This window comes from Arthrobacter sp. Soil_C_60, from assembly GCF_057656375.1.
In genome coordinates, this window is sequence record NZ_JBDGKM010000006.1 from 95,038 (window position 1) to 118,257 (window position 23,220).

The 23,220-nt window shown below is 65.4% G+C and carries 24 protein-coding genes; 19 read left to right on the top strand and 5 right to left on the bottom strand.

Annotated elements, in window-relative coordinates:
• Positions 1-10: 10 nt before the first annotated feature.
• The 3 genes from AC3A4M_RS13835 to AC3A4M_RS13845 form a co-directional block, all read right to left on the bottom strand.
• Positions 11-982, bottom strand: coding sequence for a D-2-hydroxyacid dehydrogenase (locus AC3A4M_RS13835; protein WP_498736288.1), 972 nt, complete (start codon positions 980-982; stop codon positions 11-13).
• Positions 983-1,069: 87 nt separating this feature from the next.
• Complete coding sequence (locus AC3A4M_RS13840; RefSeq protein WP_498736289.1) at positions 1,070-1,903, bottom strand: hypothetical protein; 834 nt, start codon at positions 1,901-1,903, stop codon at positions 1,070-1,072.
• Between the two features lie 97 nt (positions 1,904-2,000).
• A complete protein-coding gene (locus tag AC3A4M_RS13845) occupies positions 2,001-3,650 on the bottom strand; it encodes a phosphodiester glycosidase family protein (RefSeq protein WP_498736290.1) in 1,650 nt (549 codons plus the stop codon).
• A gap of 425 nt (positions 3,651-4,075) precedes the next feature.
• Between AC3A4M_RS13845 and AC3A4M_RS13850 the strand changes: the two genes are divergently transcribed.
• The 14 genes from AC3A4M_RS13850 to AC3A4M_RS13915 all read left to right on the top strand — a co-directional run bounded on the left by AC3A4M_RS13850 (position 4,076) and on the right by AC3A4M_RS13915 (position 15,129).
• Positions 4,076-4,513 (top strand): pyridoxamine 5'-phosphate oxidase family protein, encoded by a 438-nt coding sequence (locus AC3A4M_RS13850; protein ID WP_498736291.1) that lies wholly within the window; start codon positions 4,076-4,078, stop codon positions 4,511-4,513.
• A gap of 31 nt (positions 4,514-4,544) precedes the next feature.
• Positions 4,545-5,057 carry a pyridoxamine 5'-phosphate oxidase family protein gene (locus AC3A4M_RS13855; protein ID WP_498736292.1) on the top strand — a complete coding sequence of 171 codons (513 nt, stop codon included), beginning with the start codon at positions 4,545-4,547 and terminating at the stop codon, positions 5,055-5,057.
• 38 nt (positions 5,058-5,095) lie between these two features.
• Positions 5,096-5,344: a type II toxin-antitoxin system Phd/YefM family antitoxin gene (locus AC3A4M_RS13860; protein ID WP_498736293.1), complete on the top strand. Its 249-nt coding sequence runs from the start codon at positions 5,096-5,098 to the stop codon at positions 5,342-5,344.
• Positions 5,341-5,604, top strand: coding sequence for a type II toxin-antitoxin system RelE family toxin (locus AC3A4M_RS13865; RefSeq protein ID WP_498736294.1), 264 nt, complete (start codon positions 5,341-5,343; stop codon positions 5,602-5,604). The genes AC3A4M_RS13860 and AC3A4M_RS13865 overlap by 4 nt, the downstream gene beginning before the upstream one ends.
• Before the next feature lie 58 nt (positions 5,605-5,662).
• The gene (locus tag AC3A4M_RS13870) at positions 5,663-5,977 is read left to right on the top strand and encodes a UPF0158 family protein (protein ID WP_498736295.1); all 315 of its coding nucleotides are present in this window, start codon (positions 5,663-5,665) and stop codon (positions 5,975-5,977) included.
• Positions 5,978-6,070: 93 nt separating this feature from the next.
• Positions 6,071-7,732, top strand: a complete 1,662-nt coding sequence (locus AC3A4M_RS13875) for an alkaline phosphatase D family protein (RefSeq protein ID WP_498736296.1) — start codon at positions 6,071-6,073, stop codon at positions 7,730-7,732.
• Positions 7,733-7,789: 57 nt separating this feature from the next.
• On the top strand, positions 7,790-8,629 hold the full coding sequence (locus tag AC3A4M_RS13880) for an alpha/beta fold hydrolase (protein WP_498736297.1): 840 nt from the start codon (positions 7,790-7,792) through the stop codon (positions 8,627-8,629).
• Between the two features lie 74 nt (positions 8,630-8,703).
• On the top strand, positions 8,704-9,084 hold the full coding sequence (locus AC3A4M_RS13885; protein ID WP_498736298.1) for a hypothetical protein: 381 nt from the start codon (positions 8,704-8,706) through the stop codon (positions 9,082-9,084).
• A gap of 232 nt (positions 9,085-9,316) precedes the next feature.
• Positions 9,317-9,634, top strand: a complete 318-nt coding sequence (locus AC3A4M_RS13890; RefSeq protein ID WP_498736299.1) for a hypothetical protein — start codon at positions 9,317-9,319, stop codon at positions 9,632-9,634.
• An 18-nt stretch (positions 9,635-9,652) separates the two neighbouring features.
• Positions 9,653-11,131 (top strand): DUF1538 domain-containing protein, encoded by a 1,479-nt coding sequence (locus AC3A4M_RS13895; protein ID WP_498736300.1) that lies wholly within the window; start codon positions 9,653-9,655, stop codon positions 11,129-11,131.
• Positions 11,128-11,478 (top strand): P-II family nitrogen regulator, encoded by a 351-nt coding sequence (locus AC3A4M_RS13900; RefSeq protein ID WP_074699439.1) that lies wholly within the window; start codon positions 11,128-11,130, stop codon positions 11,476-11,478. Before AC3A4M_RS13895 ends, AC3A4M_RS13900 begins: the two co-directional genes overlap by 4 nt.
• A 33-nt stretch (positions 11,479-11,511) precedes the next feature.
• Entirely contained in the window at positions 11,512-11,901 is a 390-nt protein-coding gene (locus AC3A4M_RS13905; RefSeq protein ID WP_498736301.1) for a CBS domain-containing protein, read from the top strand.
• Between the two features lie 26 nt (positions 11,902-11,927).
• Positions 11,928-14,717, top strand: a complete 2,790-nt coding sequence (locus tag AC3A4M_RS13910) for a PEP/pyruvate-binding domain-containing protein (protein ID WP_498736302.1) — start codon at positions 11,928-11,930, stop codon at positions 14,715-14,717.
• 160 nt (positions 14,718-14,877) lie between these two features.
• Complete coding sequence (locus AC3A4M_RS13915; RefSeq protein WP_498736303.1) at positions 14,878-15,129, top strand: hypothetical protein; 252 nt, start codon at positions 14,878-14,880, stop codon at positions 15,127-15,129.
• A 101-nt stretch (positions 15,130-15,230) separates the two neighbouring features.
• Here AC3A4M_RS13915 and AC3A4M_RS13920 read toward each other — a convergent pair whose 3' ends face one another.
• Positions 15,231-15,977: a response regulator transcription factor gene (locus AC3A4M_RS13920; protein WP_498736304.1), complete on the bottom strand. Its 747-nt coding sequence runs from the start codon at positions 15,975-15,977 to the stop codon at positions 15,231-15,233.
• A gap of 102 nt (positions 15,978-16,079) precedes the next feature.
• Between AC3A4M_RS13920 and AC3A4M_RS13925 the strand changes: the two genes are divergently transcribed.
• A complete protein-coding gene (locus AC3A4M_RS13925) occupies positions 16,080-17,657 on the top strand; it encodes a sensor histidine kinase (RefSeq protein ID WP_498736305.1) in 1,578 nt (525 codons plus the stop codon).
• A gap of 28 nt (positions 17,658-17,685) precedes the next feature.
• On the opposite strand, the gene AC3A4M_RS13930 is transcribed toward AC3A4M_RS13925, so the two are convergent.
• On the bottom strand, positions 17,686-18,846 hold the full coding sequence (locus tag AC3A4M_RS13930; RefSeq protein ID WP_498736306.1) for an iron-containing alcohol dehydrogenase: 1,161 nt from the start codon (positions 18,844-18,846) through the stop codon (positions 17,686-17,688).
• A 300-nt stretch (positions 18,847-19,146) separates the two neighbouring features.
• Between AC3A4M_RS13930 and AC3A4M_RS13935 the strand changes: the two genes are divergently transcribed.
• The 4 genes from AC3A4M_RS13935 to AC3A4M_RS13950 all read left to right on the top strand — a co-directional run bounded on the left by AC3A4M_RS13935 (position 19,147) and on the right by AC3A4M_RS13950 (position 23,171).
• On the top strand, positions 19,147-19,764 hold the full coding sequence (locus AC3A4M_RS13935; protein WP_498736307.1) for a dihydrofolate reductase family protein: 618 nt from the start codon (positions 19,147-19,149) through the stop codon (positions 19,762-19,764).
• Between the two features lie 126 nt (positions 19,765-19,890).
• Positions 19,891-20,955, top strand: coding sequence for a maleylacetate reductase (locus tag AC3A4M_RS13940; protein WP_498736308.1), 1,065 nt, complete (start codon positions 19,891-19,893; stop codon positions 20,953-20,955).
• Positions 20,956-20,996: 41 nt separating this feature from the next.
• A complete protein-coding gene (locus AC3A4M_RS13945; protein ID WP_498736309.1) occupies positions 20,997-21,920 on the top strand; it encodes a dioxygenase family protein in 924 nt (307 codons plus the stop codon).
• A 141-nt stretch (positions 21,921-22,061) separates the two neighbouring features.
• Entirely contained in the window at positions 22,062-23,171 is a 1,110-nt protein-coding gene (locus tag AC3A4M_RS13950) for a CapA family protein (RefSeq protein ID WP_498736310.1), read from the top strand.
• Positions 23,172-23,220: the final 49 nt, after the last annotated feature.

The following is a 23,220-nucleotide window of genomic DNA, read 5'->3' on the forward strand; positions in this document are numbered from 1 at the left end:
TGACCCCTGGCTAACGGTCCCACGGGACGAAGCCGAGCCGCTTGTCCACCACATTGGCCAGTGGTTTCCCCTGCCGCCAGGCATGGAAGTTGCTCGCGAACTGCGCGGCCAGTTCGTCCAGCCAGTTCTGCGAATCACCGGACATGTGCGGAGTAACGAGGACGTTGTCCAGCTGCCATAACTCGTGGTCTTGGGGCAGCGGCTCGGTTTCGAAGACATCGAGCACGGCACCGCCCAACCGCCCAGCCTGCAGAGCCTGGACCAACGCGTCCTGGTCCACCAGCCTGCCCCGGCCCACGTTAACCAGCACGGCAGAGGACTTCATCGATTCCAGGACCGCTCGGCTGACCATGCGATCTGTCGCCGATGTCAGCGGTGCGGCCAGCACCACGTAGTCATAGCCGCCGGCGACCTTGGCAAAGCCTGCGCCGGCGTGCACCATCCCGAAGTCGCGATCCCCGGTCCGGGCGGTCCGGCCCATGCCATCGACGTCCATTCCGACGGCGCGCAGGAGCCTGGCGGTACAACGGCCGATGCTTCCGGTGCCAACCACCAGCACCCGCGCCCCTGCAACCTCCGTTGTCGGCCAGCTTTTCCACTGCTGCCGGCGCTGCCGCTCGCCGGCCAGTCCGAATCCCTTGGCAAAATGCAGGATGCCGCCGAGGACGAATTCCGCCATCGGCTGGTCGAAGATGCCGCGGGCGTTCGTAACCACCACGTCCGATTCGATGAGCTCAGGAAAGAGCAGCTTGTCCACACCGGCCGCCGGCACATGAATCCACTTCAGCGCGTCCGCGTTCGGCCACATATCCTGCAGCCCCTCGGCGAAAAAGTCCCACAGGTACAATACGTCCGCCCCTGACAGCGCGGGTCCAAGGCCCTCGATGTCCGTGATCCTGAACTCCGCGTGCTCCTGCAGCTTCTCCAGTCCGATGACGGGCCTGTCGCCTGCCAGGACGGTGACTATGGGCTTTGCGTTCATCCGTCCAATCTAATTGACGGACGACGGCGGCCGCTCACCTTTCTCGGGTGAGCGGCCGACGTCGTTTTTCCCGGTCTTCGCTAGCAGTTACTGAACGGCCCAGTAGATCCGTGAGTCATTGTCAAAGGAGATGATCGGCTCGACGAAGAGCTTGCCGCCTTCAACCGCTTCGGCCGGAACGTCCATGCACAACTGGAAGTCGGCGGTGCCGCCATTCTCCAGTGTGGGCACGTCCAGGGCGGCCTTTTCGAGGGACGCCATGCAGGTGGATGAGTCGTACTGCCGCGCATCGCTGCCGACGAAGTTCACGGACAGGTCGATCCACGGGTCGCCCTCTTCACTGCCCGTGTACTCGGCGGTCACGTCCACCAGTACGTACTGCCCGGAAGCGTCCCCGTTGAATCCGTTCATGGCCAGGATGTCCGCCGTCGCGTCCAGGTTCACGGAGTTGACGGTCACGTTGTAGTCATTGCCCACCGGAGAGGACGTACCCAGAGCCAGGGCGGGAACCTCGGCGGCTGCTTCCTGTTCTGCTTCGGTCACCGGGACTACACCATCCGCGCCCTCCTCCACGGCCTCGGCGACGCTGTCAATCATGGAGACGTAGAACGCCTGCGTTGCGATGACTCCCACCAGCGACAGCACCGCGATGATCAGGGCGGCAATGGACATCCCTTTGGCCTTGGACCGGCGCTTGAACGAGATGGTGGCAGCCGGAATGGCGAAACCAAGCGCGATGACGCCGAGGAAGAACACCACGTTGTTCACGATCGGAATCCAGCAGAGCAGCAGCGAGACGATCGCGATGGCCAGCGCGGTGATGGCCAGGCCTTTTCCCGCGTCCTTGCGCTGCTGCGGCCCGGCTGGCGGCGGTGCTGCCGGCATCGGCTGGACGGACGGCGAGTTGGTTTCGATTCCCATGGTTTCCCCCGGTATTGAGTGCTTGATAAGACGCTCTGAACATTAGCTACCGGGTCTGACAGTTTGTGCTCAGCGGGCTTCCACCGGCCGGCTTCCGTCAGCCGGCCTTCTCCGGCAGCACCAGCAGGGCATCGCCGACGCCGCGTTCGGTGGCGCCAGTATTCGATGGCACGTTGACCACTTCTCCCCCGGCGACCATGGTGGTGGAACCGCCGCCATCCAGATTGACCGCCTCCACCATGCCCAAGGACTTGGCGACCGTGGCAGCTTCATGGATACTCAGTCCCAACGAAGAGGTCTGCCGTCCGTCCGCCGTGACCAGGATCAGCCGGCCCTCGGCATCGATGCCTGCGATAGTGCGCGGGTTGCGCTGGTGGACCCACCCGTAAAACATGCCTGGATTGTCTGCATGGACCAGACCGTCTCGTGCAGCCGTTACTGCGATCTCGCCGTTCTGCACGAGGTAGGGCCCGCCGCTGACAACATGGGCGTCCTTGCCCAGATGCAGGTTTTTGCCATCTTCCGCCGTGAATTCCGAACTGATTTTCAGCTTCCGGCCCGGTGCGGCGATAGCTGCCAGGCGATCGGCTTCGGCGCCAGTGGCCTGCACGGTATGCCCTCCGGCGGGGATCGCCGCGCCCCGCGTGTCATTGACGGAGAGCACTCTTCCCGCGGCATCGAGCACCACTTCGATTCCCGGACCAGCGGGCGTCGCCCCACCGAATTCCGGCGTGAACGCGACCAGTTCATCGGCATCTGTACAAGTGGCATCGTGCAGAGGCGCGGCGGTGGGCAGATCGTCGGCCGTGCCGCCGCAGTTGCGGATCAGCCCAGGCACCCGGTTGATGCCGTCCAGTGCGAGCCGGTCCGACCCGGCCTTGACCGTCCCGCTCCAGCCCAGACGTTCGACGTCGGCAGTCGCCTTCCTGCCGTCGATGATCAAAGCTGGGCGGTCACCTACCGCTTCGCTCAGTACCTGCCCCGAATAGGCGCCGGCACCTGCAGGATCGCCCTCGGCTCCATGCTTGGCATTGAAAACGAAGAACCCTGTATTGACCGCTGCGAGAGCACCGGCGGCCGATGCCAGCTCACTGGTAGTCTCGCGGCGTTCGAGATCAGGGCCGAATGAGGCGGCCAGCCCGCCGTCGAACTTCTTTGGGTCGATGGTGAGTACATCGATATTCCATGGCCCGCGCTGTTGGTCGCCGCCCGCCGAATCCCCGTCCCAGCCGGTGTACCAAACGGAGGACGAGTAGCCTGCGGCACGGATCTTGGCCACGGTGTCTGCTCCCTCGCCCCGGCTGGCGAACTCGCCCACCCGTACCCGATACCCCAGGTCCCCGCCGGAATCGTCGAGTTCGGCTGCCACTACATGCTCCAATCGGGCGTCGATTCCCCGGGCTGCAAGCTCGGCGGTCACCTGTCGCGCCGCGTCTTGAGGCGCCACAGCTGCATCGGCGATCCCGTCTGTTGCTGAGGGAATTTTCACCTCGACGGTCCAATATTGGTTCGTATGAGAGCTGCCACGGTCTATGGAGGTCAGAGTGACGCCGGATGCCAGTTCGGTTGCGGTCCGGTGTTCAGGTAGCTCTGCTGCACCCAGGTCAAGCTGCGCAGCCACAAGCTTTTGCGGAGTTGTTTCGGCATTTGCGCTTTCCGAGATGGCAATGGGTAGAACAACAGCGACCGCGGTGATGGTTGCCGCAACAGCAAGGACATGGCGTTTGTGGGGTGCAGGAGTAATCACATGGCCAAAAGTAGGCTCGGCCTGCTGCTGGAATTCGCAGCAATCGGCCTACTTTGGCAATAGTTGATCGAGTGTTCAGGACCGGTTTCCTAACCGTTAGGAATGCCCCTCAGTTGTTCATCCTCGGCGCCACGACAGCCACTTGGGACAGCGGAAATCGGACATATCGCACCGAGCCGCTCCGACATCTCGCTGCTGGCCCTTGGGCCGGCCTTCTGGGCGTTGGCGATCGGCGTACTCGTGTCCCATCTGCTGAAACGTGACGAACTGAAGGCTTTGCGGCATCCGGTCGCCAATGACCAGACCAACTCCTGACGTTGCAAAAAGCCGTTCCGGGAACGGGCGGCGTGGCTATTATTGGGGTTACTCTTGAGGAATCCTCGGCTCCCCTATCCAGCGCAGCCGGTTCATGGCAAAGTGGCGCCATGAGCGATGATCTGCGGATGCCCGACGCCGGCAATCCGACTCTCCGGTTGGCCGTGGACGAGTGTTGGGAGCTTCTCGCGGGCACGACGCTGGGCAGACTGGCGGTCAGCTACCGCAATGAGCCGGACGTCATTCCGGTTAACTTCTGGGCCGCGGGGAAGGGCATTCTGCTCCATGGCTCCGAACATGTCAGGGATATTGTCCGCCGGGCTGAGCACCACGTGGTGCTGGAGGCAGATGGGCGCACCGGATCATCCGTCTGGAGCGTGATGGCCAAGGGCATGCTCCGTGAACTGACCGGTCCGGATGAGATCGCGGCAATCGAGCGCCGACAACTCAAGCCGTGGACCCTCACGCGCAGGGTGATGTTTTTAGAACTGGAACCATCGGAACTCACGGGGCGGCGCATGGCCGTCGGACCTGAAAACAATGACTGAGCCAGCTTGGCCTGCCAAAAGGAAATACCCCATGCCCCTGCACCGCAACGGCCCGCCACCCACCCTCCATGCGGAGGATGTCCGAACCGGCAACGAGCCACCCGCCTGCCTCCCTGCCATCCCGGACCCGGACAATCCCATCATCGAGCTGACCGAGGATGAATGCTGGGATCTGCTGATCGGCACGATGCTGGGCCGGCTGGCGGTCAGCGTAGCGGACAAGCCGGAGCTGTACCCGGTTAACTTCCTGGCCCACGACCGCCGGATCCTGATCCGCACCCTGCAGGGCACCAAGCTGGTTTCGATGGCCATCAATAACAAGGTGGCGCTGGAGGCGGACGGCCGCTCCCTCCACTCGGTCTGGAGCGTGGTGGTCAAGGGCATGGTGCGCGAGCTCACCACCGAAGCAGAAATAACGACGGCGGAGCAACTGTCCCTGCGTCCGTGGACAGCGTCGGTGAAGACGACCTACGTGGAAATCACGCCCTCGCAGATCAGCGGCCGACGGATTGCCCTGGCGGACGAGTTCAAGCTGGAGCGCTGAACCTTGACTGCATGACGTACCGATTGTACGTTTTGTACATGGACGATTCTATTTCCGCTGCTTCTGCCCGCCAGCACTGGAGCGAAACGATAGACAAGGCGTCACGGGCGCCCGTGTCCATTACGCGGCATGGGCGAGAAGCTGTAGTTCTGATGAATGCCGAACTCGCTGAGCGCGCGTTGGAAGCGCTGGAAGATGCCGAGGATCTCAAAGCCGCGCGCGAAGCCCGCGCCGAGGGCGGTTCCATCCCCTGGGAAGAGGTCAAAGCAGACCTCGGACTTGAGTGACCAGTGCGTATGAGATCAGGCTGACCCATGCGGCGGAGAGCTCGCTTCGAAAGCTTGATGCCAAGGCCAGAGTCCGGGTTGCCGCAGCCATAGAACTGCTCAGGGACAACCCCCGGCCGCCTGCAGCGAAAAAGCTGGTGGGCGGCAGCGGCGAATACCGGATACGCACCGGCGATTACCGAATCATTTACGAGGTCAACGACGGCGCTTTGGTCATCCTCGTTCTCAGGGTCGGCCACCGGCGGGAAATCTACCGGTAGAACTGGCGGCAGTACGCTGGTGCCCACGCTTTCGGCCGGGACTCAAAGGAGGCAGGGAATGCTCAGTCTGAAGGACATTGACCTGGACATCCTGGCTGTGGAAATGGCCGACTCGCACCGAGGCTACCGGGATATGGAGGACTTCATCGCCACGCTCGAGGACGAGAAGGTGCGGGCCGCCCTGTTCCGCGCCATCGAAAGGAAGCGTCCGTTCCGCCACTTCAAGGACGCGCTGTTCGACTACCCCAAGGTCCAGGAAGGCTGGTACGCCTTCCACGAAAAGCGCATGCGCCACCACGCCATCACCTGGCTCCTGTCCGAGGGACTTATCGACGAACAGGAAGCCCGCGGGGAGTTAGGCGAGGACTCCTGACGCCTTGGCCCTTGAGGCATTAATGCCGGGGCGGTCGATTTTGGGGTGGCCGATTCTGTAGCCGCGGGCCGCTTGGGCAGGTAGAACTGATTCATGACGACATCGCCCCTCGTGCTCGGCCCGATGATGCGGTACGTGGACCAGACGACCGCGAGTATCTGGGTGGAAACGCGCGACGCAGCGCAGGTTGTTGTCAGGGCGGGCGGCCGATCGTGGAACGCCCGGACTTTCGCCGTGCACGGCCACCACTACGCACTGGTGGAAGTAGCCGGCCTGGAGCCGGGCAGTGTCACTCCCTACACCGTGGAGATCGACGGCGAGGAAGTCTGGCCGGCAGCGGGAGCCGAATTCCCGCCGTCGTGCATTGCGACGCTGAAGCCGGACAAACCGCTGCGGCTGGAATTCGGCACCTGCCGCACCAGCGTCCCGCACGACAAGAACGGCAACCGAACCCATGGCGTCGACTCGATGCGCGCCTACGCCTTCGAAATGGCCAAGGGCGGGGACGTGTCCTGGCCGGATCTGCTCTTGTTCCTGGGCGACCAGGTCTACGCGGATTCCACCAGCGACCAGATGCAGGAGTTCATCCGGGCCCGCCGCGACATGAGCGAGCCCCCTGGCGAGGAACTGAAGGATTACGAGGAGTACGCGCACCTTTACTACCTCGCGTGGTCGGACGAGGCCAACCGGTGGCTGCTTTCGACCCTGCCGAGCGCCATGATTTTCGACGACCATGACATCCGCGACGACTGGAACGCCTCGCAGACCTGGAAGCAGCAGATGCAGCAGACGTCCTGGTGGCACGGAAGGATTGTGTCCGGGCTCGCCTCCTACTGGGTCTACCAGCATCTGGGCAATCTTTCCCCGCAGCAAAGGGCCGACGACGTCGTCTGGCGGCTGGTTGCCGAGCATCAGGGCGAGGAGGAACTCGATCTGAGCGAGGCGCTGGATGCCTTTGCGGAGAAGGCGGACCATTATCCGGAGAGCTACCGGTGGAGTTTCTCGCGTGATATCGGCGGCGTGCGGCTGATTGTGCTGGACTCCCGCGCGGCACGCGTGCTGGAGCCCGAACACCGCTCGCTGCTGGACGGCAAGGAAATGGCGTGGCTGGACGGCCGGCTGCAGGGCGGCTTCCGGCATGTGCTGGTGGCAACATCGCTGCCGTTCCTGCTGCCCACCGGTCTGCACCATCTCGAGTCCTGGAACGAGGCGCTCTCCGAAGGGGTCTGGGGCAAGCCTGCGGCGAAGCTCGGGGAGAAACTGCGCCAGGCCATCGATCTGGAACACTGGGGCGCGTTCCAGAAGAGCTTCCAGGAGGTGGCGGCCATGGTGCTGGAGGTGGCCGACGGCGAGCGCGGGACGGCCCCGGAAACCATTACGTTCCTGTCCGGCGACGTGCACTTCTCCTACGTCGCCGAGGTCCAGCGGCCCGCCGGCAGCCGGATTGTGCAGGCGGTCTGCTCGCCGATCCGCAATCCCCTGCCCCGGCTGATCCGCTCGTTCACCGCCATCATGTCCTACGGTGTTGCCGGTCCGGTGGGCGCCCTGATGGCGAGGTCGGCGAAGGTGCCGGATCCGCCGTTCAGCTGGGAAACGATCAAAGGGCCGTGGTTTGACAACAACCTGGCCGGCCTCGAAGACACCCCGGACGGACTGAAGTTCTGGTGGCAGACCGGCGTCGTCGAGAACGGGGACCACGACCGTCCCCGGGTGCAGGAGGTCGCGGCCGTGACCCTCCCGCCGCGCGGGGCCTAAGCTGGGTGGCAGTGCGGGGGAACCCCCGAGTTGCCATCTGTCGAAGGGACGTCTGCCATGGGTTACATCAAGGTTGGAACCGAGAACAGCACCAATATCGAATTGCACTACGAGGACCATGGCGCCGGCCAACCCGTTGTCCTCATCCACGGCTACCCGCTGGACGGCTCGTCCTGGGAGAAGCAGACCGCCGCGTTGTTGACGGCCGGCTACCGCGTCATCACCTACGACCGCCGCGGCTTCGGCCAGTCCAGCAAGCCGACCACCGGTTACGACTACGACACCTTCGCCGCGGACCTGAACACGGTACTGGAGACCCTGGACCTGACCGACGTGGTGCTGGTGGGCTTCTCCATGGGCACCGGCGAAGTGGGCCGCTACCTGGGCACGTACGGCTCCAAGCGGGTCGGCAAGGCCGCGTTCCTCGGCTCACTCGAACCGTTCCTGCTCAAAACCGATGACAATCCCACCGGCGTGCCGCAGGAGGTGTTCGACGGGCTGGGCCAGGCGGTGACGGCGGACCGCTATGCGTTCTTCACCGAGTTCTTCAAGAACTTCTACAACTCCGACACGTTCCTGGGCACCGAGCGCCTGAGCCAGGAGCACATCAACGCCAGCTGGAACATCGCCGCCCGCTCCGGCGCCGTCGCCTCGGTGGCCGCGCAGCCGACGTGGCTGACCGACTTCCGCGCGGACATCCCCAAGATCGATGTGCCCGCGCTGATCGTGCACGGCACGGCGGACAACATCCTGCCCATCGACGCCACCGGGCGCGAGTTCGCCAAGGCCCTGCCCAGCGCCGAGTTCGTCGAAATCGAGGGCGCTCCGCACGGCCTGCTCTGGACGCACGCCGCCGAGGTCAACGAGGCCCTGCTGCGCTTCCTCGGCAAGGGCTGACACCTGGCAGGAGATGGCACCGGAAGCGCGGGAGGGCCTGTCGCCGTCGTAATTTGTGTGCTTACACTGCTCGCATGAGCATTCAGGGTGAGTATTTCGCGGCAGCAGAAACCCCCAACAACGACGGCGGCGCCCCGCCTCCCGTTTTCGTCTACCGTGGCGCCGAGGGTTTACTGGCGGCGCAGTTGGCCGAGGCGCTGGATAACCATGAGCTGCTCGAGGGCAACTGGGAGCTGGTGCACACGTACATGCCGCCGGCGGAGCGGAAAGGTGCCCCCGCGGAGGGCAAGGGCGCCGCGGCCGCGGAGACGGACGCCGGGGACGCCGGCCACGGCGGGGTGCTGGACGAGCTGGCGGCGGACGCCTCCGTGCGGTTCAGCCCGGGCGAGCGGCAGCAAGTAGGGCGCTGGAGCATCATACAGTTGGCGGATTTCGGTTTCTTGCACAAAACTTGAGCTTTCCTTGAGCGTCAACGAGGGGTGCTGCCCCGATCATGTAAGGAGCCGGAAAGGACCCCACTCCTAACCGGCAACCATGGATCGGGACCGTTCGCTCGATCTGTGGCTGTTGGGGGGATCTGTCCCGGGCGGTCAGCCACCTGGTGGCCCGGGACATCAACTATTGCGCCGCTCCCCCGCTGGGTCTAGCGTGATGCGCATCAGCATCCACCGCTAGCAAGGAACCGCCATGGCCGGGTTTGTGCAGATCATCGAGTTCAAGACCTCGCGCATCGAGGAGATTGAAAAACTAGGGACGCCGTCGAGGTCGGAAGGAAGCACGCCTGCCTCCTTCCGCGGGGTAAAGGTCACCGCGGACCGGGACCGGCCCGGCAGCTACTACACCATTGTGGAGTTCGACTCGTATGAGTCGGCCATGGAAAATTCGGCCCGTCCGGAGACTTCCGAATTCGCCCAGAAGTTCGCCGCCCTGTGCGACGGGCCGCCCGTCTTCCGCAACCTCGACGTGCTGTGGGCGGACACCGGGCAGGACGCGCAGGCCACGTAGGCAAGTCCCCCAGACGAGATGGAACACCTCACCGGCTTCGCCCGCGAATTCCTGAAGGCGATGAGGAACCTCCTGCCTATTGTGGTGGTGGTTGCGGTGTTCCAACTGGTGGTCTTCCGCGGGCTGCCCGAGGATCCCCTGCAGCTGGTGGTTGGGCTGCTGATTGTGGGCGTGGGCATCGCGATGTTCCTGCAGGGCCTGGACCTCAGTGTCTTTCCGGTGGGCAAGAACATCGCCAACCAGTTCACCCGCCGCGGTGCGCTGGGACCGCTGCTGGCCTTCGGCTTCGCCATCGGGTTTGCCGCCGCCGTCGCCGAACCCGCGCTGATCGCCGTCGCGGAACAAGCCGAGATCGTCAGCGATGGCAGGATCAACGGGCTGACGCTGCGCGTGGTCGTCGCGGTGTCCGTGGGTTTCGTCCTCGTCCTGGGGTTGCTGCGCATCCTGCGCGGCTGGCCGGTGCACCGACTGCTGATCGGCGGCTATGCGCTGGCCCTGGCGATCACCTTCATCGCGCCGGATGAGATTGTCGGCCTCGCCTACGATTCCGGCGGCGTCACCACCAACATTGTGACCGTACCGATGATCGCCGCCATTGGTCTGGGCCTGGCCAACTCGATCAGGGGGCGCAGCGTGCTCGCGGACGGCTTCGGCCTGGTGGCACTGTGTGTGATGGTGCCGATTATCGGCGTGCAGCTGTACGGAGTCTGGGTCTACACCTTCGGCAACACCGAAGCCGTTGCCGCCGGGCCCGGGGCCGGGTCCGGCCATTGGGCGGCGGATTTCGCCCTCGGGCTGGCCGAGACGGTGCGCGATGTGCTGCCGATCGTGCTGGTGGTCCTGTTCTTCCACTACCTGGTGCTCAAGCACAAGATCGCCCACCCGGTGCGGGTCCTGGTGGGCTTCGTCATGGTCTTGGTGGGCCTGTATGCCTTCGTCGTCGGGCTCAAAATCGGGCTCTTCCCTATCGGCACGCAGATGGCCGAGCAGCTGATCGCACGCGACGTGCCCGTGCTCATCCTGCTCTTCGCCCTGCTGATCGGCTTCGCTACCACCATGGCCGAACCGGCGCTGGTGGCGATCGGCAGCCAGGCCCAGGATGCCTCGCGCGGCAGGCTCAATGGCTCCGTCATCCGCATCGTCGTCGCCGTCGGGGTGGCCGCCGGCATCACACTGGGCGTCTACCGCATCCTTGTCGGCGGTCCATTCCACTACTACGTCATGGCGTCCTATGGCGTCGTCGTTGTCCTGGTTTTCCTGGCGCCCAAATACATTGTCGCCCTCGCCTTCGACCTCGGCGGAGTCACGACGTCGGAAGTCACCGTCCCGCTCGTGACCGCCCTGGGCATCGGGCTGGCAACCGCGCTCGAGGGCCGCGATGCGCTGATGGACGGCTTCGGGTTGATCGCCTTCGCGTCCATTTTTCCGATCATTTCCGTCCTGCTCTACGCCATGCTCCTGGAAAGAATTCCCACCCTGCGGAAGGAAACGTCATGAAATTCACCGCCGTCGTCGTGATCGCCCCGGACCATCTGGAGGACCGGGTCATCGAACATGCCCAGCGCGCCGGCGCCACGGGTGTGACCATCCTGCCGGGCAAGGGCATCGGCGGCGAGTCCAAACGGACGTTTTTCGGGCTGACGTTCGAGGGATCGCAGTCCGTGCTGCTGATGGTGGTGGGCTCGCACCTGTCCACGTCGATCCTGAAGGAACTGCACACCATCCTGGTCAACGACGGCAACTCCCGGGGCCTCGCCTTCAGCATTCCCATCGAGCACCTGACCGGGATCGACCTGCGCCAAGTGGCCAAATTCGAGGAGCACATGCGCCATGAAGACACCTGATATTAGAGAACCCGAGATCACAGGAGGAACCACATGCTGACCGTCAAGGACGTCATGGTGCGCAACATCGTCACCATCTCCCCGTTCAGCACCCTGCGCGATGCGCTGTCGGTGATGAAAACCCGCCAGGTGAAAAGCCTCGTGGTGGAGCGCCAGCACCCGCATGATTCCTGGGGGCTGCTGACCTACATCGAGCTGTTGCGCACCGTGGTCGCCGAGGAGGGCGATGTGGACCTGCTCAACGTGTACGACGCCGCGTCAAAGCCGGTGATCACCGTGGGCGAGGACCTCTCCGTGCATCAGGCCGCTGCCCTGATGAGCCGCTACCACCTCAACCGGATGGTGGTGGTGGAGGGCAACAAGCTGATCGGCTTGCTGGCCATGAACGACATCCTCGCCCGGCTGATGGACGATCTGATTTAGATGACCTGATTCAGAGGAGCCCGATGATGAACAGCGCGGCACGGCACCTGCTGGACCGGCCCGGAACCGTCCTCCCGCTGGCGAAGCTCGACGGCGGGATGCTCGCCTGGGTGGGCGGCAAGGCGGCGAACCTCGGCGTGCTCGCCGCCGCGGGCCTGCCTGTGCCGGACGGATTCTGTATTACGACGACGGCGTACCAGCGGGTCGCGGCGGAAGCGGGCCTGGATGAGATCCTGGCTGAGCTGGAGGCGGGAGCGGGCAGGTCAGGCGCCACTGCCGATGAAGGTGCCCGTTCGGGTATTGGTGCCGGCGGGAACCGGGACACTTCCGCCGAAGGCGCCGCCGCGTCGGCCGGGCTGGCGGAACGTGCGCGCGCCGCGTTGGAGGCTGCGCCCATGCCGGAGGACATCGCCGATGCCGTCCGCGCTGCCTATGCGGAGCTCGCGAACAACGACGGCGACGGGCGGCTGGCGGTGGCGGTGCGCTCCTCCGCCACCGCCGAAGACCTGCCGGAGGCCAGTTTCGCCGGCCAGCAGGACACCTACCTCAACGTGGCCGGCGAGGACGCGCTGCTGGATGCGGTCCGCCGGTGCTGGGCCTCGCTCTGGACGGAACGGGCGGTTGCCTACCGCAGCGATAACGGCATCGACCAGCGTTCGGTGAGCATCGCCGTCGTTGTCCAGACGATGGTGGACGCCGAGGTTTCCGGCGTGCTGTTCACGGCCAACCCGCTCACCGGGCGGCGCCATGAGGCAGTGATCGATGCGGCGCCCGGGCTGGGCGAAGCGGTGGTCAGCGGCGCCGTGAATCCGGACCAGTTCGTGGTAGACACCGCCAGCGGACGGATCCTCGAGCGGACGCCGGGCGGCAGCCCCGGCGGCAGCGGCGAGACATGTTTAGCCGACGAACAAGTCCGCGCGCTGGCCGCCCTCGGCGCCCGCGCGGAGGAACACTTCGGCGAACCGCAGGATCTGGAGTGGGCCATCGGGCCCGACGGTGCAATCCAACTGGTGCAGTCGCGCCCCATCACCACCCTGTACCCGCTGCCCGCGCCGGCAGACACCATCGACGCGAGCGACGGCGGCACCCGTGCCTACCTGTGCGCGAGCCTGCTGCAGGGACTCACCCGGCCGCTGACGCCGATGGGACTGTCCGCATTCCAGGTGCTGGCCGACGCCTACCGGCCTGCCGGCGGGAGCTACGGCGCGCCGGTCCCCTTCAGCTACAGCCAGGCCGGGCTGCGGCTCTTCGTCGATGTGACGCCGGTGCTGCGCAGCAAGGCCGGACGGCGCATCATCCCCGCCGCCATGAGGGCCGCCGATGCCCGCTCGGTCGGAGCGCTGCGGTACCTGATGGAGGATCCGCGGTTCGCCATCGTCAGCAGGCCAAAACTGGGCGCGGTCAAGGGGTCGCTGCGAGGATCCCTGAAAGGCTCGCTCAAGTCCATGCCGCAGCTGGCGATGATTCCGCAGGTACTCAACGGCCTGCTCCGGCCTGCCGCGGCGCTGGAACGCAGCAGGCGGGCCGAGGAGAAATTCCACCGGATGCTGGTGCTGCCCGAGCCGGCCACGCCCGCCCGGCGGCTGGACTTCGTCGAACGTATGCTCGGCGGGATGATCACGCCGGGCCTGCTCAAGCAGCTTCCGCCGCCGGCCGCCGGCTACATCTGGCTGGGCATCGTGCGCTGGCTGCTGGGTCCGCTGGTGCAGCCCGGTGACCTGCAGGCGGTCCTGCGCGGACTGCCCGACAACGTGACCACGCAGATGGACCTGGAGCTGTGGCACGCCGCCACCATCATCCGCGACGACGCCGAGGCAGCCCGCGCCCTCACCGACGTGGATCCGCAGGAGCTTGCCCGGCGCTATGCCGAAGGCTCGCTCCCCGCGACCGCCCAGCACGAGCTGGCCGCGTTCCTGACGAAGTACGGCCACCGCGCGGTGGCGGAGATCGATATCGGCATCCCGCGTTGGTCCGAGGAGCCGGCCCACATCATCAACGTGCTCGCCAACTACCTGCGCCTGAGCGATCCGGACCAGGCACCGGACCGGCAGTTCGCCCGCGCCGCCGCAACCGCCGAAGCCAAGGCCACCGAGCTGACCCAACGCGCGCGGGCCAGAGGCCGGCTCCGCGGCAGGCTCGTGGCCTACGGCCTGCGCCGGGTCAGGGCCACCGCGGGCCGGCGCGAGTACCCGAAGTTCGGCCTCATCGTTGCCCTCGCCGCACTCCGCGCCCAGCTCCGGCAGGTCGGAACGGTCCTCGCCGATGAGGGCCGGATCGCCAGTCCCGGCGACATCTTCTTCCTGGACCTCGCCGAAGCCCGCGTGGGCCTGCGTGGCGCGGACCTGCACGAACTCGCCGCCGAACGCCGCCGCACCTACAACCGCGAACTGCGCCGCCGCCGCATCCCCCGGCTCCTGCTCTCCGACGGCACGGACGTCGAGGCCGCCATGGGCGCCCGCGCTTCCGCAACAACGACGGCGGGAGCGCACCTTCCGCCCGGAACCCTCAGCGGAGCGCCAGCCTCGGCCGGCACCGTGACCGGCAAGGCGCGTGTCATCCTGGACCCGGCCGGCGCCCACCTGGAGCCCGGCGAAATCCTCGTCGCCCCGTCCACCGATCCCGGCTGGACGCCGCTGTTCCTGACCGCCGGCGCCCTCGTCATGGAGATGGGCGGGCCCATTTCGCACGGCGCCGTCGTCGCGCGCGAGTATGGAATCCCCGCCGTCGTCGGCGTCCCCGATGCCACCACCTGCATCGCCACCGGCGACACCATCACGGTCGACGGCGCGGCGGGCACGATCAGCGTCAAGACCTGATTTCCCGCCCCTCCTCAATCCCTGCCATCGACTGGGCAGCAGATGCCCATTTCATGGCCGGGAAGGGCATCTGCTGCCCAGTGGGTGGCGACGTCGGAGGCACAGCCCGTTCACAGGTTCGCCATAGCACCCGCTTATGCCCCGGTTCCACCGTTAACACATGACAAGCAAACATCGGCAGCCCGGCGCACGGGCCATGGCCACGACGAGCGGGACCAGCAGGACCAGCAGGACCACCCCCGGGACCACCGGCTCCCCCGGAGCGGGGAGCCGCTGGCATTTCTGGTCATCATCGTGGTTCACGTGGACCATCCTGGCCGTAGGCCTGATCGCCTGCGGCATCTATTTCTGGGTGACGAAAATCCAGCCGGTCGTTCCGGAGCTCCTCGCATTCATCACCCAACCGCTGTAGCCATCAGTCTTGCCGGTCCGAACCGCCCCCTTTGGACCGGCAGCCCTGCCGGTCCGGTGCGCATCGCCGGACCGGCCGAACTTCTTCCCTCAGTCCAGTTCTCAAACAGCAGGCTTGAGGACGTAGCCCACGCCGCGGACCGTGTGGATCATCGGCGAGCGGCCGGCGTCGATCTTCTTGCGCAGGTAGGAAATGTACAGTTCCACAATGTTGTTCTGGCCGCCGAAATCGTAGTTCCACACGTGGTCCAGGATCTGGCTCTTGCTGACCACCGTGCGGACGTTGTCCATCAGGTAATGCAGCAGATCGAACTCCGTCGCCGTGAGCTGGATGTCCGTCGCGGCGCGGGTGACCTCCCGGGTATCGAGGTTCAGGACCAGGTCCCCCACCACCAGTTCGGCCGCCGCCGCTGCCGCCACACCGGAGCGCTGGACCAGCCGGTGCAGGCGCAGCATGAGTTCCTCCATGCTGAACGGCTTGGTCACGTAGTCGTCCCCGCCCGCGGCCAGGCCGGTGATCCGGTCCGCCACGGCATCCTTGGCGGTCAGGAACAGGGCCGGCACGTTGGGCGAAAAAGCCCGGATCTTCACCAGCGCCTCCACGCCATCGAACCCGGGCATCATCACGTCCAACACCAGCACATCGGGGCGGACATCGCGGGCAACTTTCACGGCCGACGGGCCGTCGTGGGCCACGTGCACGTCCCAGCCGGCCATCCGCAGTCCCATCCGCACCAGGTCCGAAAGCTGCGGCTCGTCGTCGACCACCAGCGCCCGGACAGGGCTGCCGTCCGGGTGTCTCAGTTTGGGCAGCCCGCTGACCAGGTCGGTGGGATCCTGTGCGGCCATGACTACTCCCCCTGGTATCAAGTTGCGCGGATACTGAGACAACAATAACCACTACAGTTACTACATCCCATCAGTGCGGCGGTCAGATTGAAAGAGAAGCCCATGCAGAGCGACAAGCGGCCTTCCCGCCCGCCGTCTGTGCCTGCGTCCGGCCACTGGCACAGCGGCGGCTGGCGACCGTTCCGGAATTGGCAGCTGCGCACCAAACTGGTCCTGATCACGCTGGCGCTACTGGCCGCGATCTGTCTCGCCGTCGGCCTCTCCGCGCACGCCGCGATGACCTCGTTCCTGACCGGCCAGCTGGACGAGCAACTGGCGCAGGCGTCCGCCCGGGCCAACCGGTCGCAGGAAGAGTTCCGCCAGGACTCGGACGATGAAGACCATCATGATGAAGACGAAGAGAACGACGGCGGCGCCCAGGATTCGGCGAATCTTGCGGATGCGCTGGCTGGCCCAGGCACCCGGGCGGGTACGCTGAATGCCCGCATCGGCGACCGCGGTGTCCGGGGCGCCGGCATCTTCACCCCTGACGGCGAGAGGCAGGACCTAACCGAGGCGGATGAACAGATCCTCGACGACCTTGCCCTGGACGTTCCGCCGGTTGACCGCGCGCTCTCGGTGGGCGATTACCGGCTGGTGGCGACCTACAATCCGGACCGCGAGTATACCATCGTTACCGGCCTGCCGCTGATCGCCAAGGAGGAAACCCTCGCCTCCCTGACCCGGACCATGACGGTGGTCTCCGCGGCAGGACTGGCCGCGGCGGCGCTGCTGGGCACGCTCATTATCCGCCGCACGCTGCGCCCGCTGGAGGAACTCTCCGGCGTGGCCACCCGCGTCTCCCGGCTGCCGCTGGGTGAAGGCGAAGTCGCCATGGCCGAACGCGTGCCCGCCGGGATCGCGGTCCCGGCCACCGAAGTGGGAAGGCTGGGCCACGCCTTCAACCTGATGCTGGACAACGTTGCCGGCGCGTTCAGCGCCCGCCACCGCAGCGAGACCAAGCTGCGCCAGTTTGTCGCCGACGCCAGCCACGAGCTGCGCACTCCGTTGACCGCCATCCGCGGCTACTCCGAAATGATCCGGCTGACCGAGAACCTCAGCGAAGAAGGCCGCTCCTCCATCTCGCGGGTGGAGTCCGAGTCCAAACGCATGACGGCACTCGTGGAGGACCTGCTGCTGCTGGCGCGGATGGAGGAAGGGCACCGGGCGGAACAGCACGACGTCGACCTGACCCAGCTGGTGGTCGAGTCCGTCAGCGACATCCGCGCCGCCGCCCCCGAACACCGCTGGGTCCTGCAGTTGCCCGACGACCCCGTGACCGTGCGGGCCAACGCCGGCCAGCTGCGCCAGGTCCTCATCAACCTGCTGACCAACGCGCACAAACATACCGGTCCCGGAACCACCGTGGTCACCTCGCTGGCGGCCGAGCCCGGCGCCGCCGTCCTGACCGTGGCCGACGACGGCCCCGGCATCCCCTCGGACTTCATCGACAAGATCTTCTCCCGCTTCACCCGGGCAGACACCGCCCGCTCCGACCGCAGCGGCACCCACGGCCTGGGCCTGTCCATCGTGGATGCCATCGTGAAATCCCACGGCGGCCGCATCGACGTCAGCAGCAGCGAAGGGAAGACGGAGTTCACCGTCCGCCTTCCGGACGCCGGTGCCCAACCCGCGGGGTAACGGTCAAGACCAAGCTTCCGTATCGTTCTCAACTGTAAATCTGGGCATACAAATCCTCGATCTGGTTTGCTGTGGGGACGATGGGGTTGTTTCCCGGCGACCCGGATGCGAGCGCCTGCTGTGCCATCAGCGGGCTCAGTTCATTCCACTTCTCTTGGTCAATGCCATAGCTCTGAGGCGTCGGAACATCCAGGTCTTTGCAGAGGACAGCAAGGGCTTCGACGAACTTGTCAGCGGCCAGTGCGTCTGAATCCCCTTGGCCGGCGGCTCCGAAGGCACGGGCGCATTCTGCGTATCTGCCGGCGGCGGCATGCACCGAAAAGGCAGTGACTGCTGGGAACAGCATGGCGTTGGACAGGCCGTGGGCCACGTGGAAATGCGCCCCGATCGGCCTACTCATCCCATGCACCAAGGCCACGCTGGAATTCGAAAAAGCGATGCCGGCCTGCGTTGCCGCAAACATCATGGCTTCACGCGCTTCCAGGTCATCACCGTCCGCGTACGCCTGACGGATATTCCGACCGATGGTGCCGATAGCGGTCAGAGCCAAGCCATCTGAGAAAACGTTCGCCTTCCTGCTGACATACGCCTCGACGGCGTGGGTGAGTGCATCCACCCCGGTATCTGCGGTCAGCCTCGAAGGCATCGAGACGGTCAGCTCGTAGTCGACAATCGTGGCCACGGGAAGGAAAGCCAAGCCGGTGCACAACATTTTCTCGTCCGTCGCGCTGTCCGTGATGACCGTGAATTGCGTGGCTTCGGATCCGCTTCCGGCAGTTGTCGGAATGGCGATTACTGGCAGGGCAGGGCCGCCGTTGTTCCACGGCGCCTTGTAGTCGCGCATCTCCCCGCCCTGCGCAGAGAGCAGTCCCAGAGCCTTGGCCGTATCCATCGGGCTGCCGCCGCCAAAGCCGACGAGGCAATCGGCCCGGTGGGCGGCAACCGCTTCCAGTCCTCCGATCAGCGAATCGCTGGTGGGGTCCGGAACAGTTTCGGAAAACACCTCACCCTCCAGCCCCGCGTCCCCGAGGTTGGCCAGCAACCGGCCAGCTGCACCGGTGCTGACCAGAAACTTATCGGTGACAAGCAGTGGCCTGGACAGGCCCAAACCTGCTAGAACGCTGCCGAGCTCGCTGGCAGCTCCGCCGCCGATCCGCATGATGCGGGGAAGTGCAATGGAAGAAACCATACAAAGAACCTCTCTGGCTGTAAGTACGCATGCCGCGTGTGATGCCGGCTACGCCCTCCATCCTGCCTTCTGAAGCGTCTCATACCAACGAACCGTGGGTAGAAAAAGTGATAGGCGCCACAGTCGACACTGTAGAATGCTGGCAGCAACCGGGGGCCCACGGGTTGTTACGGTACTCGGCTTTTCTCATGGTCCGGTTTACCCGAACTCTTCGGCATCAGCCTGCTGCAAGCCCCTAAAGCCGTAACCGACTGTCGCCTATCGTGAACCGGCGACGCATTTATCCGAGAGTAGGCAACCATGAAACTGACTCTGACCGAGTTTCTTTCCCTGGACGGCGTATCCCAGGGTCCGGGATCACCCGACGAGGACACCAGCGGCGGCTTCACCCAGGGTGGCTGGTTCGTTCCGCATATGGACGAGACGTTCATGCAGCAAGCTGCCGATTGGCTGGCAGAGGCTGACGGCCTACTGCTGGGACGGCGCACGTATGAGGAGTTCGCCCAGGCCTGGCCGAATATGACCGATCCCGATGATCCGTTCGCGGAAAAGATGAACAGCATGCCAAAATACGTCGCGTCCAACAGCCTCACCAACGCAGCGTGGAATCCGAGCACGATCCTGTCCGGGGACATTCCTGCAAAGGTAGCGGACCTCAAGCAACTACCCGGCCGGGAACTGCAGATCCACGGCAGCGCGCGACTGGGCCAGTCGCTGCTGGCCGCAGGCTTGATTGACGAGTTGCGGCTGGTCATCGCCCCGGTGGTCGTGGGCAGCGGGCGTCGCCTGTTCCCCGATGGAGGCGCTCCTGCCGGGCTGAAGCTCGTAAGCCACAAGGTCACGCCTGCCGGAGTCGCCATCCACACCTACGAAGCGGCCGGACTCCCGGAGTACGGGACCTACGAGGGCAGCGCTTAGGCCTGACCTGCCTACCCGCGTAACAAGCCGCTGTCTTGGCTGTGCGAATGTCCTTTCGTGATTGAAGATGGTTTCGACTGCACTTCTGGATACCGCTTCATCGATGCCGAATAGAGGAACCCGCCCATGAGTCTCGTCTTTGACCATGTAACCCTGGGACAGCGGGTGCTGTTCGGCTCCGGCAAGGCCGCCGAGAACCTGGCTGCCGAAGTCGCTCGCCTCGGCGCACGGAAGGTCATGGTGATCGCCTCGGAGTCCAAAGCGGCCGTCGCCGCGCATGTCGCTCAAACAATCAGCGTGGCCCTGGATTACGACGACGTCGCCCCGCACGTCCCGATCGAGAAGGCCGAAAAAGCCCGCGCCGCGGCCCAGGAGCACGGCATCGACCTGCTCGTCTGTGTCGGCGGCGGTTCCACCACCGGCCTGGCCAAAGCCATCGCCCTCACTTCCGGGCTGCCGATCATCGCGGTGCCCACCACGTACGCCGGGTCCGAAGCCACCAACGTCTGGGGCCTGACCGAAGCCGCGCGCAAGAGCACCGGCGACGACGACCGCGTCCTCCCGGCGACCGTGGTTTACGACGCCGAACTGACCCTCTCGCTGCCGGCGGACCTGTCCGTCGCGTCCGGCCTGAACGCTTTGGCGCACTGTGTGGACTCGATGTGGGGGCCGCGCGTGGACCCGATCAACCAGGCTTTGGCCGCCGAAGGCATCCGCGCCCTCAACCAGGGCCTTCCCCTGGTCAAGCAGGATCCCTCCGGGCTGGAGGGACGCGAGCAGGCGCTCTACGGCGCGTACCTGGCCGCGGTCGCATTCGCCTCCGCCGGCTCGGGCATGCACCACAAGATCTGCCACGTCCTCGGCGGGACGTGGAACATGCCCCACGCCCAGACCCACGCCACCGTCCTGCCCTACGTGCTCGCGTTCAACGCCCCCGACGCCCCTGACGCCGCCGCACGGATCGCCGCGGCCTTCGGCACGGACAACGCCGTGGAAGGCCTCAACAAACTCCGTGCGACGTTGGATGCTCCGAAGGCGCTGAAGGACTACGGCTTCATGGAAGACAACATACCCGAGGCCGTCGACATCATCCTGCCCGTGATTCCCGCGTCCAACCCGCGCCAGCCAACTCGGGAGAACCTCACCGAGCTGCTGCGCGCCGCGACCGCCGGCACCACCCCGGGCCTCTGACCGGGACTGACCGGGTCGCACATAGTTTTAGGAGAACCACCATGACCGAAACCACCACCACCGGAACCAGCGGCATCAGCCCCGAGCAGCAGGCCGTCGAACAGCAACTCGTCGACACCGTCATCAGCTCCTTCGACAAAGCCGAAGACGAGCGGCTGAAGCAGCTGATGCAGTCCCTTACCAAGCACCTGCACAACTTCATCCGCGAAGTCCGCCTCACCGAGGACGAGTGGAACAAGGGCATCGAGTTCCTCACCGCCGCCGGCCACATCACCGACGACAAACGCCAGGAATTCATCCTGCTCTCCGACGTCCTCGGCGCCTCCATGCAGACCATCGCCGTCAACAACCAGGCCGTCAAACAAACCCTCGATGCAACCGAGGCCACCGTCTTCGGGCCGTTCTTCACCGAAGACGCCCCGGAGATCCCGATCGGCGGGGACATAGCGGGCGGCGCCGCCGGCCAGCCCTGCTGGGTCGAAGGCACCGTGAAAGACACCGCTGGCAAACCGGTTCCGGGCGCGCGGATCGAGGTCTGGGAAGCCGACGACGACGGGTTCTACGACGTGCAGTACATCGACGGACGCGTCGCCGGACGCGCCCACCTCTACTCGGATGAGAACGGGAACTACAGCTTCTGGGGCCTGACCCCGACGCCGTACCCTATCCCGCACGACGGGCCCGTCGGAAAAATGCTCGAAGCCACCGGCCGCTCCCCCGTCCGCGCGTCCCACCTGCACTTCATGGTCACCGCCAAGGACCTGCGCACCCTCGTCACCCACATCTTCGTCGAAGGCGACCCGCAGATCGAGATCGGCGACAGCGTGTTCGGCGTCAAAGACTCCCTCATCAAGAAATTCGACCAGCAGCCCGCGGGCACCCCCACCCCCGACGGCCGCGACCTCGGCAACCAGACCTGGGCCCGCACCCGCTTCGACATCGTCCTCGCACCGGCAGAAGCCTAAGCGAAGACCGAAGGGCTAATCGTTCAGCCCGGCCGCTCATTGAGCGGCCGGGCTGAACTGCTAGTGACAAGCGGCAGACACGTCTCCGGGGAGGCGGCGCTAAAGTAGGTGCAGGCAGGCAAATGGATCCGGGTGACGCTGATGGCTTCCGAAACGATCAAACTGTTCCTCGCCGGAGACGTGATGACCGGACGGGGCGTGGACCAGATCCTGCCCAGCCCGGGGTCGCCGAAACTGCGGGAGGGGTACGTCCGCGATGCCCGGGATTACGTTGCACTGGCCGAAGCGGCCAACGGACCGATTCCCCGCCCAGTAGAGCCCGACTGGCCGTGGGGCGACGCGCTGAAGATTATCGGCGAAGCGGCGCCGGACGCGCGGGTGATCAATCTGGAAACCAGCATTACCAACGACGGCGATTTCGCCCCTCGCAAGGGGATCCACTACCGGATGCGCCCGGAGAACATCGCTTGCCTCACCATCGCAGGCATCGATGTCTGCGTGCTGGCCAACAACCATGTGCTGGACTTCGGTGTCGCCGGCCTAACTGACACAGTGGACGCGCTGCATGAGGCGGGAATCCGAACCGCTGGTGCAGCCCGGGACGCCGAGGAAGCGTGGAACCCGTCGGTGCTGAGCACCGGTCATGGGAGGGTGCTTGTCTGGTCAGCCGGTCTGGAGTCGAGCGGCATCTCCCCCGCCAATGCCGCCGGTAACAACTGGCCGGGCGTGGCGCTGCTTCCGGATCTTTCCACGGACAGTGCAGCATTGATCATCGAACGCGTGCACGCGGCCAGGCGGGAAGGCGACCTCGCCGTGGCCTCCCTGCACTGGGGCTCGAACTGGGGCTACACCGTTCCCCGCGGCCAGATCCAGTTTGCCCACTGGTTGATCGAGGGCGGCATCGACATAGTGCACGGCCACTCGTCGCACCATCCGCGTCCGATCGAGGTCTACCGCGGCCGGCCGATCCTGTACGGCTGCGGCGACCTGATCAACGACTACGAGGGAATCAGCGGTTACGAGCAGTTCCGTGACGACCTCCGCCTCCTGTACTTCATCACCATGGACACACGCACCCGGGAACTGCGCGAACTGCGCCTTGTGCCCATGCGCTCGCGGCGCATGCGGCTGGAGCGGGCCACAAGGGATGACGCTGCCTGGCTGCACCGCGTGCTCAACGACGCCAGCAGTAGTTTTGGCACCACGATCGGTGCGGCCAGTGACGGCACCATGACCGTCGTGACGCCTTAGGTCAGAATAACGACGGCGCCCTCACACAAGAACTGCCCGCGCATGCCTG

Excerpts from the sequence above, each read along its gene's own strand:
- AC3A4M_RS13835 (WP_498736288.1), bottom strand. The coding sequence starts at position 982 with ATGAACGCAAAGCCCATAGTCACCGTCCTGGCAGGCGACAGGCCCGTC.
- AC3A4M_RS13840 (WP_498736289.1), bottom strand. The coding sequence starts at position 1,903 with ATGGGAATCGAAACCAACTCGCCGTCCGTCCAGCCGATGCCGGCAGCA.
- AC3A4M_RS13850 (WP_498736291.1), top strand. The coding sequence starts at position 4,076 with ATGAGCGATGATCTGCGGATGCCCGACGCCGGCAATCCGACTCTCCGG.
- AC3A4M_RS13855 (WP_498736292.1), top strand. The coding sequence starts at position 4,545 with ATGCCCCTGCACCGCAACGGCCCGCCACCCACCCTCCATGCGGAGGAT.
- AC3A4M_RS13860 (WP_498736293.1), top strand. The coding sequence starts at position 5,096 with ATGGACGATTCTATTTCCGCTGCTTCTGCCCGCCAGCACTGGAGCGAA.
- AC3A4M_RS13870 (WP_498736295.1), top strand. The coding sequence starts at position 5,663 with ATGCTCAGTCTGAAGGACATTGACCTGGACATCCTGGCTGTGGAAATG.
- AC3A4M_RS13875 (WP_498736296.1), top strand. The coding sequence starts at position 6,071 with ATGACGACATCGCCCCTCGTGCTCGGCCCGATGATGCGGTACGTGGAC.
- AC3A4M_RS13880 (WP_498736297.1), top strand. The coding sequence starts at position 7,790 with ATGGGTTACATCAAGGTTGGAACCGAGAACAGCACCAATATCGAATTG.
- AC3A4M_RS13885 (WP_498736298.1), top strand. The coding sequence starts at position 8,704 with ATGAGCATTCAGGGTGAGTATTTCGCGGCAGCAGAAACCCCCAACAAC.
- AC3A4M_RS13890 (WP_498736299.1), top strand. The coding sequence starts at position 9,317 with ATGGCCGGGTTTGTGCAGATCATCGAGTTCAAGACCTCGCGCATCGAG.
- AC3A4M_RS13895 (WP_498736300.1), top strand. The coding sequence starts at position 9,653 with ATGGAACACCTCACCGGCTTCGCCCGCGAATTCCTGAAGGCGATGAGG.
- AC3A4M_RS13900 (WP_074699439.1), top strand. The coding sequence starts at position 11,128 with ATGAAATTCACCGCCGTCGTCGTGATCGCCCCGGACCATCTGGAGGAC.
- AC3A4M_RS13905 (WP_498736301.1), top strand. The coding sequence starts at position 11,512 with ATGCTGACCGTCAAGGACGTCATGGTGCGCAACATCGTCACCATCTCC.
- AC3A4M_RS13910 (WP_498736302.1), top strand. The coding sequence starts at position 11,928 with ATGAACAGCGCGGCACGGCACCTGCTGGACCGGCCCGGAACCGTCCTC.
- AC3A4M_RS13915 (WP_498736303.1), top strand. The coding sequence starts at position 14,878 with ATGACAAGCAAACATCGGCAGCCCGGCGCACGGGCCATGGCCACGACG.
- AC3A4M_RS13920 (WP_498736304.1), bottom strand. The coding sequence starts at position 15,977 with ATGGCCGCACAGGATCCCACCGACCTGGTCAGCGGGCTGCCCAAACTG.
- AC3A4M_RS13925 (WP_498736305.1), top strand. The coding sequence starts at position 16,080 with ATGCAGAGCGACAAGCGGCCTTCCCGCCCGCCGTCTGTGCCTGCGTCC.
- AC3A4M_RS13930 (WP_498736306.1), bottom strand. The coding sequence starts at position 18,846 with ATGGTTTCTTCCATTGCACTTCCCCGCATCATGCGGATCGGCGGCGGA.
- AC3A4M_RS13935 (WP_498736307.1), top strand. The coding sequence starts at position 19,147 with ATGAAACTGACTCTGACCGAGTTTCTTTCCCTGGACGGCGTATCCCAG.
- AC3A4M_RS13940 (WP_498736308.1), top strand. The coding sequence starts at position 19,891 with ATGAGTCTCGTCTTTGACCATGTAACCCTGGGACAGCGGGTGCTGTTC.
- AC3A4M_RS13945 (WP_498736309.1), top strand. The coding sequence starts at position 20,997 with ATGACCGAAACCACCACCACCGGAACCAGCGGCATCAGCCCCGAGCAG.
- AC3A4M_RS13950 (WP_498736310.1), top strand. The coding sequence starts at position 22,062 with ATGGCTTCCGAAACGATCAAACTGTTCCTCGCCGGAGACGTGATGACC.